This window comes from Nostoc sp. DedQUE12b, from assembly GCF_034530835.1.
Taxonomy (GTDB): Bacteria; Cyanobacteriota; Cyanobacteriia; order Cyanobacteriales; family Nostocaceae; genus Nostoc.
Window position 1 is genome coordinate 17909 of sequence record NZ_JAVRCI010000006.1, and the last position, 14558, is coordinate 32466.

Annotated in this window: 16 protein-coding genes; 7 read left to right on the forward strand and 9 right to left on the reverse strand. The window is 40.2% G+C overall.

The genetic code is table 11. From position 1 onward, the window contains the following. The first annotated feature begins 146 nt into the window (after window positions 1–146). A complete protein-coding gene (locus RMY16_RS04675; RefSeq protein WP_322735376.1) occupies window positions 147–1709 on the forward strand; it encodes a phospholipase D-like domain-containing protein in 1563 nt (520 codons plus the stop codon). Window positions 1710–1888: 179 nt separating this feature from the next. Here the strand turns inward: RMY16_RS04675 and RMY16_RS04680 are convergent, their stop codons facing one another. Beyond that, window positions 1889–2965 carry a glycosyltransferase family 4 protein gene (locus tag RMY16_RS04680; RefSeq protein WP_322735490.1) on the reverse strand — a complete coding sequence of 359 codons (1077 nt, stop codon included), beginning with the start codon at window positions 2963–2965 and terminating at the stop codon, window positions 1889–1891. A 789-nt stretch (window positions 2966–3754) separates the two neighbouring features. Here RMY16_RS04680 and RMY16_RS04685 point away from each other — a divergent pair. The 3 genes from RMY16_RS04685 to RMY16_RS04695 all read left to right on the forward strand — a co-directional run bounded on the left by RMY16_RS04685 (window position 3755) and on the right by RMY16_RS04695 (window position 7217). After that, the gene (locus tag RMY16_RS04685; protein WP_322735377.1) at window positions 3755–4564 is read left to right on the forward strand and encodes an ABC transporter permease; all 810 of its coding nucleotides are present in this window, start codon (window positions 3755–3757) and stop codon (window positions 4562–4564) included. Window positions 4565–4889: 325 nt separating this feature from the next. Next, on the forward strand, window positions 4890–6731 hold the full coding sequence (locus tag RMY16_RS04690; protein ID WP_322735378.1) for a bifunctional serine/threonine-protein kinase/formylglycine-generating enzyme family protein: 1842 nt from the start codon (window positions 4890–4892) through the stop codon (window positions 6729–6731). 24 nt (window positions 6732–6755) lie between these two features. After that, window positions 6756–7217: a hypothetical protein gene (locus RMY16_RS04695; protein WP_322735379.1), complete on the forward strand. Its 462-nt coding sequence runs from the start codon at window positions 6756–6758 to the stop codon at window positions 7215–7217. 316 nt (window positions 7218–7533) lie between these two features. Here RMY16_RS04695 and RMY16_RS04700 read toward each other — a convergent pair whose 3' ends face one another. The 4 genes from RMY16_RS04700 to purS all read right to left on the reverse strand — a co-directional run bounded on the left by RMY16_RS04700 (window position 7534) and on the right by purS (window position 10312). After that, window positions 7534–8088, reverse strand: coding sequence for a pyridoxamine 5'-phosphate oxidase family protein (locus RMY16_RS04700; protein WP_322735380.1), 555 nt, complete (start codon window positions 8086–8088; stop codon window positions 7534–7536). Between the two features lie 125 nt (window positions 8089–8213). Next, the gene (locus tag RMY16_RS04705; protein ID WP_322667805.1) at window positions 8214–8738 is read right to left on the reverse strand and encodes a DUF937 domain-containing protein; all 525 of its coding nucleotides are present in this window, start codon (window positions 8736–8738) and stop codon (window positions 8214–8216) included. 479 nt (window positions 8739–9217) lie between these two features. Next, on the reverse strand, window positions 9218–9889 hold the full coding sequence (gene purQ / locus RMY16_RS04710; protein WP_322735381.1) for a phosphoribosylformylglycinamidine synthase subunit PurQ: 672 nt from the start codon (window positions 9887–9889) through the stop codon (window positions 9218–9220). A 144-nt stretch (window positions 9890–10033) separates the two neighbouring features. Then, a complete protein-coding gene (gene purS / locus RMY16_RS04715; RefSeq protein WP_099102896.1) occupies window positions 10034–10312 on the reverse strand; it encodes a phosphoribosylformylglycinamidine synthase subunit PurS in 279 nt (92 codons plus the stop codon). A gap of 145 nt (window positions 10313–10457) precedes the next feature. Here purS and RMY16_RS04720 point away from each other — a divergent pair, with 145 nt between their 5' ends. The 3 genes from RMY16_RS04720 to RMY16_RS04730 all read left to right on the forward strand — a co-directional run bounded on the left by RMY16_RS04720 (window position 10458) and on the right by RMY16_RS04730 (window position 11691). Beyond that, complete coding sequence (locus RMY16_RS04720; protein WP_322735382.1) at window positions 10458–10862, forward strand: Fur family transcriptional regulator; 405 nt, start codon at window positions 10458–10460, stop codon at window positions 10860–10862. A gap of 173 nt (window positions 10863–11035) precedes the next feature. Then, window positions 11036–11272 (forward strand): type II toxin-antitoxin system Phd/YefM family antitoxin, encoded by a 237-nt coding sequence (locus RMY16_RS04725; RefSeq protein ID WP_322735383.1) that lies wholly within the window; start codon window positions 11036–11038, stop codon window positions 11270–11272. Further along, window positions 11269–11691: a type II toxin-antitoxin system VapC family toxin gene (locus RMY16_RS04730; RefSeq protein ID WP_322735384.1), complete on the forward strand. Its 423-nt coding sequence runs from the start codon at window positions 11269–11271 to the stop codon at window positions 11689–11691. Before RMY16_RS04725 ends, RMY16_RS04730 begins: the two co-directional genes overlap by 4 nt. 76 nt (window positions 11692–11767) lie before the next feature. Here RMY16_RS04730 and RMY16_RS04735 read toward each other — a convergent pair whose 3' ends face one another. From RMY16_RS04735 to RMY16_RS04750, 4 genes are all read right to left on the reverse strand, one after another. Continuing rightward, window positions 11768–12337, reverse strand: a complete 570-nt coding sequence (locus RMY16_RS04735) for a Uma2 family endonuclease (protein ID WP_322735385.1) — start codon at window positions 12335–12337, stop codon at window positions 11768–11770. A gap of 148 nt (window positions 12338–12485) precedes the next feature. Beyond that, window positions 12486–12797 (reverse strand): hypothetical protein, encoded by a 312-nt coding sequence (locus RMY16_RS04740; protein WP_322735386.1) that lies wholly within the window; start codon window positions 12795–12797, stop codon window positions 12486–12488. Window positions 12798–12955: 158 nt separating this feature from the next. Further along, the gene (locus tag RMY16_RS04745; RefSeq protein ID WP_322735387.1) at window positions 12956–13963 is read right to left on the reverse strand and encodes an SPFH domain-containing protein; all 1008 of its coding nucleotides are present in this window, start codon (window positions 13961–13963) and stop codon (window positions 12956–12958) included. A 158-nt stretch (window positions 13964–14121) separates the two neighbouring features. After that, entirely contained in the window at window positions 14122–14556 is a 435-nt protein-coding gene (locus RMY16_RS04750) for an NfeD family protein (RefSeq protein ID WP_322667814.1), read from the reverse strand. Window positions 14557–14558 lie beyond the last annotated feature (2 nt).

Consider the following 14558-nt stretch of genomic DNA (forward strand, 5'->3'; position numbering starts at 1 on the left):
ACAAATCCTGAAAAAAATATCTGTAATTTTACATCTAACAGTGAATTTTTCCTTGACTTGAAAACTTATTTCTCTACTTAATTCAGACCACAAAATTTTGGGAATGATAAATATATCCACTCCCAATTCACTTTTAACAGATTACAGTGCAACTTATCTCTAGACAAAGATATTTTTTATATATCTTTTTACTGATATTCTCCCTCCCTGGTTGTCAACGAGTCCAATCCTACAATCAGCGTCCAGCACCCTTACCACAAAACCCGTTAATTCAAGCTTACTTTAACCATTCTGAGTCTTCAGAATACCAAGAAGCTTACCGTCAGCAAACTCGCCTGGGAGATGATTTAGAAAAACAGATTGCGGATGCGATTACGAATGCTAAATCTACAGTAGATATAGCGGTGCAAGAATTACGTTTACCCAAAGTTGCCCAAGCATTGGTTGATAGACAAAAAGCTGGGGTAAAAGTCAGGGTAATTTTAGAAAATATTTATAGCCGACCTTGGAGTAGTTTAACATCTGCTGAAGTAGGTAAGTTAGATAAAAGAGAACAAGAACGCTACAACGAATTTCGCCAATTTATTGATATTAACCACGATAATCAACTAAGCCCAACCGAAATCAATCAAAGGGATGCTTTGATAATTTTGCAGAATGCCAAAATTCCCTGGCTAGACGATCAAGCAGATGGTTCAGCGGGTAGCAGCTTGATGCATCATAAATTTGTGATTGTGGACAATCGCCTCGTAATTATCACTTCAGCTAATTTTACATTAAGTGATACTTCGGGTGATTTTACAAATTCTAGTAGTTTAGGCAATGCCAATAACTTATTGCAGATTGACAGCCCAGAATTAGCTGCTTTCTTTACAGAAGAATTTAACATTATGTGGGGTGACGGGCCGGGAGGTCAAGCAGATAGTCGATTTGGTTTGCAAAAACCGATACGTTTACCTAAACAAATAACTTTGGGTAATACCAAAATTACTGTGCAATTTTCGCCTACTTCTCCAACTCAACCTTGGAATAACAGTAGTAACGGTTTAATTGGTAAAACTTTAGATTCAGCAACCAAGTCTATTGATATGGCGTTATTTGTATTTTCTGAACAGCCTCTTGCCAATATTTTAGAAAAGCGCCATCAACAAAGTGTGCAAATTCGCGCTTTAATTGAACCACAATTCGCTTACCGTCCTTACAGCGAAGCCTTAGATATGATGGGGATTGCCCTTAGTAATAAATGTAAATATGAAATTGACAATCATCCTTGGTCAAATCCAATTACTACCGTAGGTGTACCTGTATTACCCAAAGGCGATTTATTGCATCATAAATTTGGTGTTATTGATAGTCAAACAGTAATTACAGGTTCTCATAATTGGTCAGATGCTGCCAATAATGGTAACGATGAGACACTTGTAGTGATTGAAAATCCGATAGTTGCTGCCCATTATGTGCGAGAATTTGGTCGTCTTTATACCAAAGTTAAACCCGGTTTACCACCAGCAATTCAAGAAAAAATCAAATTAGAACAAACACGGTGTCCTCAGATAAAAACTTCTTCATCAAGTGAGTTACAAGCGATTCAAAAAGTCAATATCAACACTGCAAGTTTAGAAGAATTAGCAACTCTCCCTGGCCTGGGTAAGAAGTTAGCACAGCGAATAATTATTAGTCGTCAGCAGCAAAAATTTACATCTTTATAAGACTTAGAAAGAGTTACAGGAGTGAGCGCTAGAACTTTAGAAAAATGAAGCGTAGGCGATAGCCCGTCGTAGACATCGCGTGACTTGGTAGGGTAGCAAAACTGTGCTACCCTACGAGAGTCTATATTCTACTTAGTTAATTAAAAACATCTACATCTAAGATTACACAAATGCGATCGCTAGCTAGCTAAATCAACTAAACTGCGGAAATGCCCATTCTGAGAAAATCGTTCTGCTATTATTTGTTGATAAACCGCCTCATAGCCATCAGTCATGTGCTTAACACTGAAAACATTTTCGACATACTGACGACAGGCATAGCGGTCTAACTCTACGACGCGATCAATGGCACTGATGCACTCTTGAATATTATTGCAGAGGAAACCCGTCTTACCGTGGGAAATTACCTCTTCAGTAGACCCCAACTTCAGCGCAATCACTGGCGTACCTGAAGCCATTGACTCTACCATCACCAATCCAAAGGGTTCCCGCCAAGTGATGGGGAACAGAGTTGCGACTGCACCTCCCATCAGGGCATTTTTTTGAGCGTGGTTGGCTTCACCCAAATACTCAATTTGCTCTCCGTCAATATGTGGTTTAATTTCCTTCTCAAAGTATTCCACATCAACGACATCTATCTTACCCGCCATTTTTAAATGCCAACCAGCAAGTTTTGCAATTTCTATGGCTAAATGCACTCCCTTTTCTGGAGACATCCGGCCTAAAAATGCTAGGTAAGGAGGATTTTCTGGTTGGGAGTGAAACTTATAACTGCTAACATCAATCCCGTTGTAAACCGTCGCTATACAGTTCAACCCTAATCTTGGTTCTCGTTGTGAATTGGAAATATTGACGTAGGGTTGTTTTTTCCCAAAACTAAACATCTTTTCGTTGTCAGGGGTAAAAGTACCGTGCAACGTGTGAACCGTAGGAGTTTTTACTAGATTTGCATAAGGCAGTGCCCCATGACCAATATGAGAGTGGATAATATCAAACTCTTCTGCGCGTTCATATACCGAAGCTAGATTTAGCATCTCGTAAATACTGTAATCTTTGATTGTGCGATCAAGTCTGAGAGCGCGGGGATGAACTGAAATTAGTTTTGCCAGACTAATTGAATCTCCCGATGCAAATAAAGTTACTTCGTGTCCGCGCCGGACTAATTCATCAGTCAGTAACCCTACTACTAACTCTATGCCACCATAAGCTGGAGGTGGAACTCTTTCCCACAGTGGAGCTAATTGAGCAATTCGCATCATAAACCTCCTAAAAATCAAACTTGAATTAGAAGTTTTTTATTTCTGTTGTTTGAGTGCTTATAATTGATTCACTTGGCATCAATAAAGTAGCTTCAGATACTAAACTTCTTAACAATTCCCTTTAAATCTTATGCTCTTATTTATATATTTTTCATCTATCCTAGTACGGAAATTACCCACTCCTCAAGAGGTAAATACACTCTGATTTATTGTTTTTTAGTGTTTGGTGCAATTTTAAATATAGATTTTTTTACAGCCAATAATTTCCTAAAATCGTCAAAAATCAAGTTAAATACTGATAATAGGCAGAAAAAGTCAGCTATTACCTATCAATTGTCCGATTTACAAATATTAATTAAAAAATAATTCATGTAGATACTTTTTGGGCGGCTTTCCGTACTCTCAATAATAATTTGTAGCCAACCAAAGGGTAAAGTCGGTAGCTTGAAATCAGAACAGCAATTTTTCTTATAAGTTCTATCCAAGTTCTTAAACAGTTAACTATTAGACATCTTCAAAAATTAAATATGCGTTATCCAGAACCGTTATAGAGACATAGCAGTGCTACGCAATACTTGTCGGGTTTTGGGGAAAAGGGGAAGGTGGGGCCCCCTCTGGGGATAAGGGGCGGGGGAAAGGGGAAAGAAAAAACCTTTAACCTTTACCCTTTAACCTTTTGCTATTGGATTCTCCACTAGTTAAAAAGGAGAGAAGATAGTTAAATAATTGACTTATTACATAAAATATGATATTTTATATTGCTATCAATAAAAATCATATATAAACGTGAATATCTCCCCATCTCTCAAAAAACCGCGTGTCTCATGGCAAGCGGTTTTCTCACTGTTGATATTTGTGTTCATGTACCTGCCCATACTGGTACTTAGTTTTTATAGCTTCAATCAGTCGCCTTACAGTGCAACTTGGCAAGGATTCACTCTCGATTGGTATCGCAAGTTGTTCAGTGACGATCGCATCTTATCAGCTTTGCAAAACAGTATGATAGTTGCAGGTTGTGCCGTGGCAATTTCCGCAGTGCTGGGAACCTTGATGGCGGTTGGGTTGGCGCGTTACGAATTTCCTGGTAAAAAATTGTATCGGGGTATTGCTTACCTACCATTGATTATTCCTGATATTGCGATCGCAGTGGCTACCCTAGTATGTCTAGCAGCCTTTGCAATACCTTTGAGTTTGTGGACGATAGTTGCAGCCCATGTGGTGTTTTGTTTGGCCTACGTTGGGCTTGTAGTTGCTTCCCGACTGACTAATTTAGATCCACACTTAGAAGAAGCAGCACTAGATTTAGGTGCTACACCAACCCAAGCTTTCATCAAAGTATTGCTACCTCAATTAATGCCTGGGATTATTGCTGGTTGTCTCTTAGCTTTTGTTCTTAGCTTAGATGACTTTCTTATTGCTAGTTTTACTGCTGGTAGCGGTTCTAACACTCTGCCAATGGAAATTTTTAGCCGGATTAGAACCGGAGTTAAACCTGATATTAATGCTCTGAGTGTAATGTTAATTTTAGCATCTGCGATCGTTGCCCTTGTAGCTGAATTAATTCGCGCTTCTGGAGAGAATAAAGCTTTTAAATAAGAGTCGCAATTGGCAATAAAAGTTACAGGTAGGTGATTTGGTTATTCGTGAACTTTTTTAGATAGTAAACAACAGTTATATTAAAATTTAGGGTGGATTACGGCAAGCCTAACGCCCGAATATTATGGCAATATGCCGTGCTTTCTGCTAACACAACGTCATAGTATAGATAAGTCAATATAGATAATTAATTTATCCTTATGCCCTCGTGTGAAAGATAGTTTTAAGCACATGAATAAACTTCCGTGTTCGCTTCTCTACATAACTGCTTTCAATTAGATCATATTGGGGCTAACTTTGGAGAAGATGCTATTTCCCCCTCATTATGCAAATCTGCCAAAATCCCAATTGCTCAAATCCATTCAACTCTGATAGCAATAGATTTTGCGTGAGTTGCGGACAAAGCAACTTTGGCAAACTTCTCAGAAATCGTTACCGCGTATTAAGACTCTTAGGTGAAGGCGGATTTAGTAGAACATATTCTACAGAAGATGTAGACAGACTAAACGCCCCTTGCGTCATCAAGCAATTTTTCCCTCAATTTCAGGGAACAGGACAACGCACTAAAGCCGCAGAATTTTTCAAAGAAGAGGCTTTTAGATTGTATGAACTGGGAGAAAATCATACCCAAATTCCCAGATTACTAGCCTATTTTGAACAAGGTACTAGTTTGTATCTCGTACAAGAATTTATTCAAGGTAAAACTCTATTACAAGAAGTTCAGCAACAAATTTATGGTGAACAAGAAATTTGGGAACTTTTAGCTGATTTATTGCCAGTACTGCAATTCATTCATACTCATAATGTCATTCATCGAGATATCAAACCAGAAAATATCATCCGCCGTGCAAGTGATGAAAAACCTGTATTAATTGACTTTGGTGGTGCTAAACAGGTAACACAAACTAGTATAGGAAGACAAGCTACGGTAATTTATACCCTTGGTTATGCCCCAACAGAACAAATGGCTGGATTTGCTTGTCACGGTAGTGATTTGTATGCTTTGGGTGTAACTTGTGTGCGTCTTTTAACTCAATGTTTGCCCTTGCAGGATGCTTCTGGGCAGATTAATGACCCTATTTATGATGCTATGAGCGCTAAATGGTTGTGGCGCGAACGTTTACAAGAAAAAGGTATTACTATCAGCGACGAATTAGGAAAAATTTTAGATAAATTACTCAAACATCTACCGAGTGAAAGGTATCAAACAGCAGTAGAAGTCATCAACGATTTGAAGTTTGCCACATCGAACATTGAACCTGTTGCCTTAAAAATTGTTTCGATGCCTCAACCTATATTATCGCTGCCACCACAAAAAGTAATCGTACCATTGCCCCCATTAGAAACCTTTGAATTTGACGTAGTGACAGTAGACACAGGGGGTAGAGAAGTAAACCGCATGAGTGGTAACGCAAACTTCTTTGCTGAAGAATTAGGTAAGTCTGTCACATTAGAAATGGTATCGATTCCTGGTGGTACTTACATGATGGGTTCACCGGAATTTGAAGGAGATGCTGACGAACGCCCTCGACATCAAGTTACCGTTGAACCATTTTTTATGGGGAAATTTCCTGTAACTCAAGCACAGTGGAGAGTAGTAGCAGCTTTACCCAAAGTCAAACAAGCTTTAAATCCCCATCCATCGAAATTTAAGGGTCTAGATAGACCAGTAGAAAATGTATCTTGGTATGAGGCTGTAGAATTCTGTCTTAGGCTATCAGAAAAAACTGGACGCGACTATCGTTTACCGAGTGAAGCTGAATGGGAATATGCTTGTCGGGCCGGAACTACAACATCATTCCACTTTGGCGAAACCATTACCTCTGAGTTAGTCAGCTGCACTATGGAACCAAAAAGCAAATTCCGTAAAGAAACAACAAACGTCGGTAGTTTTAAAGTCGCCAACGCCTTTGGATTGTACGATATGCACGGGTTAGTTTGGGAATGGTGTGCTGATTCGTGGCATAACAATTACAACGATGCACCCTTAGATGGAACAGCTTGGGAAGTTGGCGGTGATATGAATCGTCGCGTGCTACGCGGTGGTTCTTGGAGTTTTAGTGCAGAACTTTGTCGCAGCGCTAGCCGTAGCTGGAATGAGTCAGACGGTGGACTGAGGGTTTGTGGCTTTAGAGTAGTATTTTCTGTAGAGGAGATTATTTTGTAATTTAATTACAAGGCTGTATAAATTATGAATAACAAAATTGAGAAAGGTGACATAGTAGTTATAAATAAAAATGGAAAATATCATCAGCAAGTAGGTGAAGTTAGTCAGATAGATTACAATATTTTCTTTGTCAAAATAGTTTTAGTAAAGTTAGGTAATCAAGAAGAAGCCTTTGAAGAAAAAGATTTACAATTACAAATTAAAAAGCCCAGCTTGCAAGAAATAATTGTATCAGTAGACAAAATTTTAGAACAAGTTGCTCAGATTGCCCACTTGCCGACAAAAGAGAAAGTAGAGTTACCTAACCGTCTGAAATATCTGAAATTAGATATTCCTAAACTAGATAAGCAGTTGATTCAAAAAAACTTCGACACTATAGATAAAATACTCGCAGCAACAAGAGAAACAGACTCATCAGCAAGCTTTTGGCAGGAAATAGATCCTAATTTGAGAAAAATAAGCTGGTGGATTAGAACAAGTCTGTGAACTAAGAAGTAAATCAGCTTTCTCTGGTTCTCAGCTAGGGTCTGCGAATTAGGGTAAGAGCATCTCAATCAGGCTTGACATCAGGAATCAGAAGAATAGACCTCTTGTAAAAATCGTTGAATCACCCCTCTCCAACCCTCCCCGTATGTATTGGAGAGGGAGCAAGATTTCAATTTTCCCCCCAATATATCGGGGGGATTAAGGGGGGTCGATTCGACTTATACATAGGTCTAATCTAATGTATTGTCAATGAAACAACTTAGAACCTGAATTATATAATATTATATGAATGAATAAAATAATCAATCAGGCAAAGTTAGGGTAATTTACTCAGTGGTGTCGCTAAACCGTCAATGCTGACAAGATTTTTCTTCTGTTGATATTCTCGAACTCCCTCTTCGCCTTTTTTAGTAGCCCAGTTTACTAGAGTCTGGCGCTGACCTTGATATTCATAAAGTGGTACGCCAAAACCACAGGAAGTCTGAATTTTTTCAATGTCAGCGACGATAATTTGACGAGTTCCAGGTATTGGCAAAAATAGAGAATACAGGGAGTCCCACTCTGGAGAATTCGGTAAAATTGTGGTTCCTTGACCGTAAAGACGCAAGATACACGCGGGTTCTTGAAAGGCACAAAACATGAAGGTTATCCGCCCATTTTCTTGCAAGTGGGCTGATGTTTCGTTACCATTACCTGTTAGGTCTAAATAACATACTCGGTTGGGAGACAGGATACGAAAGCAGTCCTGACCTTTAGGAGACAGGTTAACATGGCCCGTGGGACTCAAAGGTGCAGAGCCAACAAAGAAAAGGTGTTGGGCAGCAATAAAGTCTTGCAGTTCTTCAGTAATAAAGTCAAACAATTTAGACATAGACTGTCTGATTTATATTTACAAATTGATTGTATTCTCAGCCTATGTCTTAGCTAAAAATCTAGCAAGGTATAATTACTAATGTCTGGTTTATCAGAAAGGAGTGGGGAGTTGGGAGAAAACTGTTACTGTCTCATATATCGACTAGCCATTTGGATGGCATCAGCAATATCGACATCACCATCACCATCAGCATCCAAGAAGGAATTTAGTACAGGATTTCCGCCAGCTTGGGGATTTTGAGTATTGGCACCTGATTGCAAAAACTTTAGCACCAAAGGTACTGCCAAAGGCAGCAATTGTTGAACGATACCAGCATCCAACCCAGTGCGCTGGGCAGCAACTTGAGCTACTTGCTGTTGTATCTGAGGAGAAAACAACGAATTGACGGCTTGGGGATTGGGAGAAGTACCAGCATATTGACTGACTAAATTTTGTGTGGCTTCATTACCATCTGTGGCTTGTTTGTTTTGTAAAGCAGAACGCACTTGACCACCCACAATTGACAAAACTGATTGGATGGTAGAAGGGTCTGTGCCTGTGCGATCGCTCAACTGCTGTACAGTATTAACAATGCTTCCTATTTGACTTAAGCTGCCCTGTTGATTGGGATTAGCAACGGCACCAAGAATTTGATCGAAAAGTCCCATAAGTTTGTTTCTCTCTTTGTTCTCAAAAACTTGCCAAAACTGGCTGGAAGTTTTTTGTGTACGCGGACTTTTTTTGTAAGTCTAATAAAAGATTAAAACACGCTAGCTCTAAATTTTAACAGTTACTAGCTCAAGTATGAGAAATCGATCGAGCAATGACAAATTCTGTGCTTCGATTTAACTCAGACTGGCAAGTAATTTTACCCTAATGTTTTTCTACCACAATCTTAGATGCGTAGGCGTAGCCCGCACCTCAACATGGTTCGGCTCCCTTCTCTACGAGAAACTGCGCCTTAAGCGTAGCTATGCCGCAGGCTTTACGACTGCGCTCAAGGCATCACTAGCCTTTAACCCTTAATGCGTCCTGCTTTGCTTGTAAAAAATGCTTCAAGTTCCCACTAACAAAATAAATCGCTGTCTGTAGAAAAATGTTTATCTATCTTACAGACAGCGATCGCAAAACGCTCAACTTATTTGCTCTACGCTAATGCCCCTACTTTCTCTAGTAAGCCTTGAAACAACCTCAAGCCGTCACTACCCCCTAGCATTGCGTCTGATGCCCTTTCTGGGTGCGGCATCATTCCCAACACATTACCTCGGCGATCGCTAATCCCAGCAATGTTGTTGAGTGAACCGTTTGGATTCTCCCCTTCATAGCGAAATATGACTTGTCCGTTATCTTCAATTTTTGCGAGAGTGGCTTTATCAGCGTAGAATCGCCCCTCTCCGTGGGCAATGGGCAAAGTGATAACTTCACCAGTTGTATAAGCTTGCGTCCATAGATTAGTACGTTCAACTTTCAAAAGGACGCGATCGCAAATAAAATGCAAATCCCGGTTTCTGGTTAACACCCCTGGCAAAAGTCCAGCTTCAGTTAATACCTGAAAGCCGTTGCAAATACCGAGGACAAACTTACCCTTTTGGGCGTGTTCCACAACCTGCTGCATCACGGGTGAAAAACGCGCGATCGCACCACAGCGCAGATAATCCCCGTAACTAAAGCCACCAGGAATAATCACGACATCCAAATCAGCAATATCTGTTTCTTGATGCCAAACCATGCGCGTTGGTTGCCCCAGTAAATCTCTGGTTACATAAGCAACATCGCGATCGCAATTAGAACCGGGAAAAACAACAACACCGAATTTCATGATTAGTTAGGGGAGGCAGGGGAGCAGGGGAGCAGGGGGGCAGGGGAGCAGGGGGCAGGGGAGCAGGGGGCAGGGGAGCAGGGGAGCAGGGGAGAAGTTGCATTCTCTTGGCTCCTTTGCTCCTCTGCCTGTTATGCTCAGTCCTTAAAATACCCCGGTTTGAGTTTCGACCTCAATTAATTCAAAGCGGTAATTTTCAATTACGGGATTTGATAGCATTTGGTCACAAATGGTATCAAGGTCTTTACGCGCTTTTTTCTCTTCGGTTGAGGTGATGGTGAGTTCAATGTACTTGCCAATCCGCACCTGGTCAACGTTATCGTATCCCAGTTGCTTAAGACCGGATTGTACAGCCACACCAGCGGGGTCTAAAACTGAAGGACGAAGGGTCACGAAAATTTTGGCTAGATACTTGGTTTGCACGGGCTTTTGCTGAATGCTGCGATCGCTATACTATAACTTTCTGTTCCAACTGAGTGAAAATAAGATTACGAAGCGGTTAAAGTTAATCGATCGATTAACTCATCTAACAGCTTCAAACTACAGTGGCATACTTAAATAATTGTCTATGAGAGCTATACGCACCCGCAGTCAAGAGCGTATTTTCAACCTACTGAAAACTATCAAAAAAGGCATTTCCGCCCAAGATATTTACGTAGAACTACGTAATACAAATCAGAGTATGGGTTTAGCAACAGTTTACCGTTCTTTAGAAGCTTTAAAACTAGAAGGCATGGTACAAGTGCGGAATTTGGCTAACGGTGAAGCCCTCTATAGCCTAGCACAACAAGATAAACACCACCTTACTTGCTTGCAATGTGGTGTCTCAATTCCGATTAATCAATGCCCAGTTCATGACTTAGAAAACCAGCTAGAATCAAGCCATAAATTTAAAGTTTTTTACCACACCCTAGAGTTTTTTGGTTTGTGCAGTCAATGCCAGGTAAATCAAGCTAGTGAGATTAGCCAATAGTCATACCAATTCTATGTGATGTTGCACTTCATTTTTCCACAGACTCAAGCCCGTGGCTACCAGAAAAAAGCCTGCTTATACAGGCTAATAATGTGAATTTCTAATTTCTATAAAGAAATGGTGTGAGCAGGAAATTTTCTTTGCTCTTCAAGCTTAACTACAGGAGTAATGCAGTGTTGAGAATTAGCGTTGAAGAAGCAGCTATGAATTTAAAATCTCTCTTGGAACGGGTAGCTAGGGGAGAAGAAGTAATTTTGCTAGAGCAAGATAAAGCTGTCGCTCGTTTAGTTCCTCCGCTACAAAAAGAAGAACAATTAGCAAGTATGAAGCAATTTCGTGATTCTCTTGCGATTAAGGGTGAATCATTGAGTACAACTGTCATAAATGCACGTACAGAGGAACGTCGTTGATTTATTTAGATACAAGTGTCATTGCTCCTTTGTATTGGACAGAGGCTTTAAGCGATGCAGTTGAAGAATTACTACTCAATGAAGCTGAAGTAGGTTTGAGTCAGTTGGCTGAGGTTGAACTCGTTTCTGCTTTATCGCGTCGAGTCAGAATGCGAGAAATATCTCAGGAAGATGCAATAGCTATTGTAGAAAGGTTTCAATCAGATTTGGATAGTGGATTTTATACTCAAATTGCAGTGGAAACAGTTCACTATAATTTAGCGCGTGAGTGGATTAGTCGGTTTGATACACCATTGCGTACACTTGATGCTCTACATTTGACAATTGCATTTCAAAATAATATCCAATTGGTAACGGCTGATGAAGCTTTAGCAACAAGTGCTGAAATTTTAGGAGTTGAGGTTTTGTTACTGCGGTAAATCAACTTTCCTTTACAAATATTCATTTTCTATAATAATTCAGAAGTGTATTAGCATCAGCTTACTGTTGCTTTATTCAAATAAAACTCAACCAACTAAATACATCTGCAACTGTTAATTGCCAATTTCCCAAAACACTCAAAACGGGTAATATATCTTGTTGTTCTTTTAATTCTGGTAATTTGTTGGGTTCAAAAATCATGATTGACTCATCAGCAGAATCAAGCAACCAACCTAGCTTTGCTCCATTTTGAATAGAAAATGTAATTTTGCGGATAACTCGATTTGCTGATTGTTCTGGTGAGAGAATTTCAATTATCCAATCTGGGGGAATTTCAAATTTATTGGCAATACTACCTTTGGCATCCAGTGGAATTCTTTGCCATTCAAACACAGCAATATCTGGTACTATAGAAAGTCCGCTAAACGTGCAGCGTAGTTCAGTCAAGGCATAAGCTAACTTTTTGGGTTTTGCAACTTGATTTATGGCAGAAGCTAATTCAATTTGTAAAGTGCTATGTTTTCCTTGCGGCATAGGCTTTTGGTATATTTTTCCATTAAAATATTCGCTTGCTGGTTTTGTCTCTGGTAGTTGTAAAAATTTTTCTACACTTAGTACCGTGGTTGGCTGAATAGATAATGTCATGATTTACAACTTATCAAAACTTGATTATTTAATTTATAGAAGAATGCGACAAGTTTGTGTAATCGCATTCTTATTACTAGCTATTGTAATCTTATCAAATAGATCGGATGAATATTAGGTGATGTTTATAAAGGACTACGCCTAAAATCTATTCTCCATCCTCCACTGCACCTAATACTTTGAGCGCGGCTTTTTCTGATGAGGTTAAACCTTTAATACCTGTGGTATTCATCCGTTCGTAAGGTCGTTCGGGTATTAGAGTTTTTATGCAATTACCCATTTTTACATCCCAAAGTTTTATTGTTCTACATTCACTAGTACGAACATCCCAAAGCCGTGTTGTATGATCGCCAGCGCTACTAGCAAGGATTTTACCATCAAGACTAAAGTTAACTGAACTGACTTTATTAGTATGACCGTGTAAAGTTTGGAGACATTCACCTGTATTAATATTCCACAACTTTACTGTCGAATCTCTACTGCCGAGAAGAAATCCCCCAACCCCCTTAAAAAGGGGGGTTAGGGGGGATCGAGGTTTCAGGTTTTGACTGCGTAAGTCCTAATTGGAAAGAGACAAAGAGACAAGTTTCTTGTCCCCTTGCCCCCTTGTCCCCACTTCTAACTAGGGCGGTTATTTTCTAATCCTGGGATTTGCTTGGAAAACAACTCGTTAGAGTCAATCTGACCATTTGAGATAACGGAACGCATACCCTCGAAAGCAGCAGGAATAGTGCGCGGATCTATAAATAATACCTTGCTACTATCGCTTTTACCAATTGTCGCGCCCATATCCAAATAGCCCAAGGCAAACAGTACTTCCACCGCTTTATTGGCATTAGAGTTAGTGTGGAGCTTTTGGGCAATAATTTCTGCTGATTCTGCGATCGCTTGCGCTTTCAGAACTTGCTGCTGACGTTCCGCTTGAGCCTTCAAAATGATCGCCTTTTGTTCAGCTTCCGCTTGCAAAATTACCGATTTTTGACGAGCTTCCGCATCCAATATTTGCGCCTCAGCTTTACCTCTGGCACTATTGACGGCAGCTTCGCGATCGCCCTCAGAAGTTAAAATTGCTGCTCGTTTGCGTCGTTCTGCCGACATCTGCAATTCCATCGATTCACGCACAGCTTGAGACGGAATAATATCTCGCAGTTCTACCCGTGTCACTTTTACACCCCAAGGATCGGTAGCAACATCCAAATCCTGTAATAAAAGCTCACTGATGTGAGAACGAGCAGTAAAGGTTTGATCCAACTCCAGTTGTCCCATTTCGGCGCGAATTTGAGTCAGCACCATATTTACCATTGCCGACTGGAGATTTTCTACCTTGTACCAGGCTTTTTCCATATCCACGATGCGCCAGTAAAACACCGCATCTACCTCAATGCCAACGTTGTCACGAGTGATGCACTGTTGAGGAGGAATATCTAAGACTTTTTCTTTGATAGTTTCTCGGTAAACAATTCTATCTAGGAAAGGAACGACAAAGTTTAGTCCTGGTTCCAGCTTTTTGTTATAACTACCCAATCTTTCCACCAAAGCTTGATTGCCCTGATTTACGACTTTCACCGAACCTGCCACAGCAGAACCACCAAGAGCTAAAAATACTAGTAAAAAGAACTGTTCCATTGTGAATCTCCTAATTTTTAATAAAAGAAGTGCGGAGTGGAAGATATGAGTGAGCAGAAGAAGTAGAGTAAAAAAACTCTTGAATTTTGACAAATGACAAATGATAAATACTTCTCTACGAGAGGCTACGCTCAGTACAAGTGACAAATGACAAATACTTAAGAATTCAACAGATTTTCCGGTACAACAATCAAAGTAGTACCTTCCCTCCTAACCACATAAACTCTTTGATGGGGTGGTATGGTAAATTTGTCATCGTCACATCTTGCTTGCCAAGAATTTCCCTCATACCGCACCCGCCCTGTTTTCCCAGGCAGAATTTCTGTTAAGGTTTCAGCTATGACTGCATCCCGAATTTTTGATTTGCGTTGTCTTGGTTGCAAAAACCGACGAGAAAGCACGATTAGCACCGTGGAAAGCAAGAGCCAAACCACAATTTGCAACCATACACTTCCCATACCCACTCTAGACAGCAGCGCCACCACAAAAGCGCTAATTCCCATCATGAAGGCGACAAACGCCGATGGTAAGAACAGTTCTGTTAAACACAGAACTGCTCCTGCCAGAAGCCAGATTAAGGTAAAACTTGGCATAG

What these genes read in the sequence shown, in the direction of transcription:
- RMY16_RS04680 (WP_322735490.1), bottom strand. Translation starts at nt 2,965, where the DNA reads ATGCGAATTGCTCAATTAGCTCCACTGTGGGAAAGAGTTCCACCTCCA.
- RMY16_RS04690 (WP_322735378.1), top strand. Translation starts at nt 4,890, where the DNA reads ATGCAAATCTGCCAAAATCCCAATTGCTCAAATCCATTCAACTCTGAT.
- RMY16_RS04695 (WP_322735379.1), top strand. Translation starts at nt 6,756, where the DNA reads ATGAATAACAAAATTGAGAAAGGTGACATAGTAGTTATAAATAAAAAT.
- RMY16_RS04700 (WP_322735380.1), bottom strand. Translation starts at nt 8,088, where the DNA reads ATGTCTAAATTGTTTGACTTTATTACTGAAGAACTGCAAGACTTTATT.
- RMY16_RS04705 (WP_322667805.1), bottom strand. Translation starts at nt 8,738, where the DNA reads ATGGGACTTTTCGATCAAATTCTTGGTGCCGTTGCTAATCCCAATCAA.
- purQ (WP_322735381.1), bottom strand. Translation starts at nt 9,889, where the DNA reads ATGAAATTCGGTGTTGTTGTTTTTCCCGGTTCTAATTGCGATCGCGAT.
- RMY16_RS04720 (WP_322735382.1), top strand. Translation starts at nt 10,458, where the DNA reads ATGAGAGCTATACGCACCCGCAGTCAAGAGCGTATTTTCAACCTACTG.
- RMY16_RS04735 (WP_322735385.1), bottom strand. Translation starts at nt 12,337, where the DNA reads ATGACATTATCTATTCAGCCAACCACGGTACTAAGTGTAGAAAAATTT.
- RMY16_RS04745 (WP_322735387.1), bottom strand. Translation starts at nt 13,963, where the DNA reads ATGGAACAGTTCTTTTTACTAGTATTTTTAGCTCTTGGTGGTTCTGCT.
- RMY16_RS04750 (WP_322667814.1), bottom strand. Translation starts at nt 14,556, where the DNA reads ATGCCAAGTTTTACCTTAATCTGGCTTCTGGCAGGAGCAGTTCTGTGT.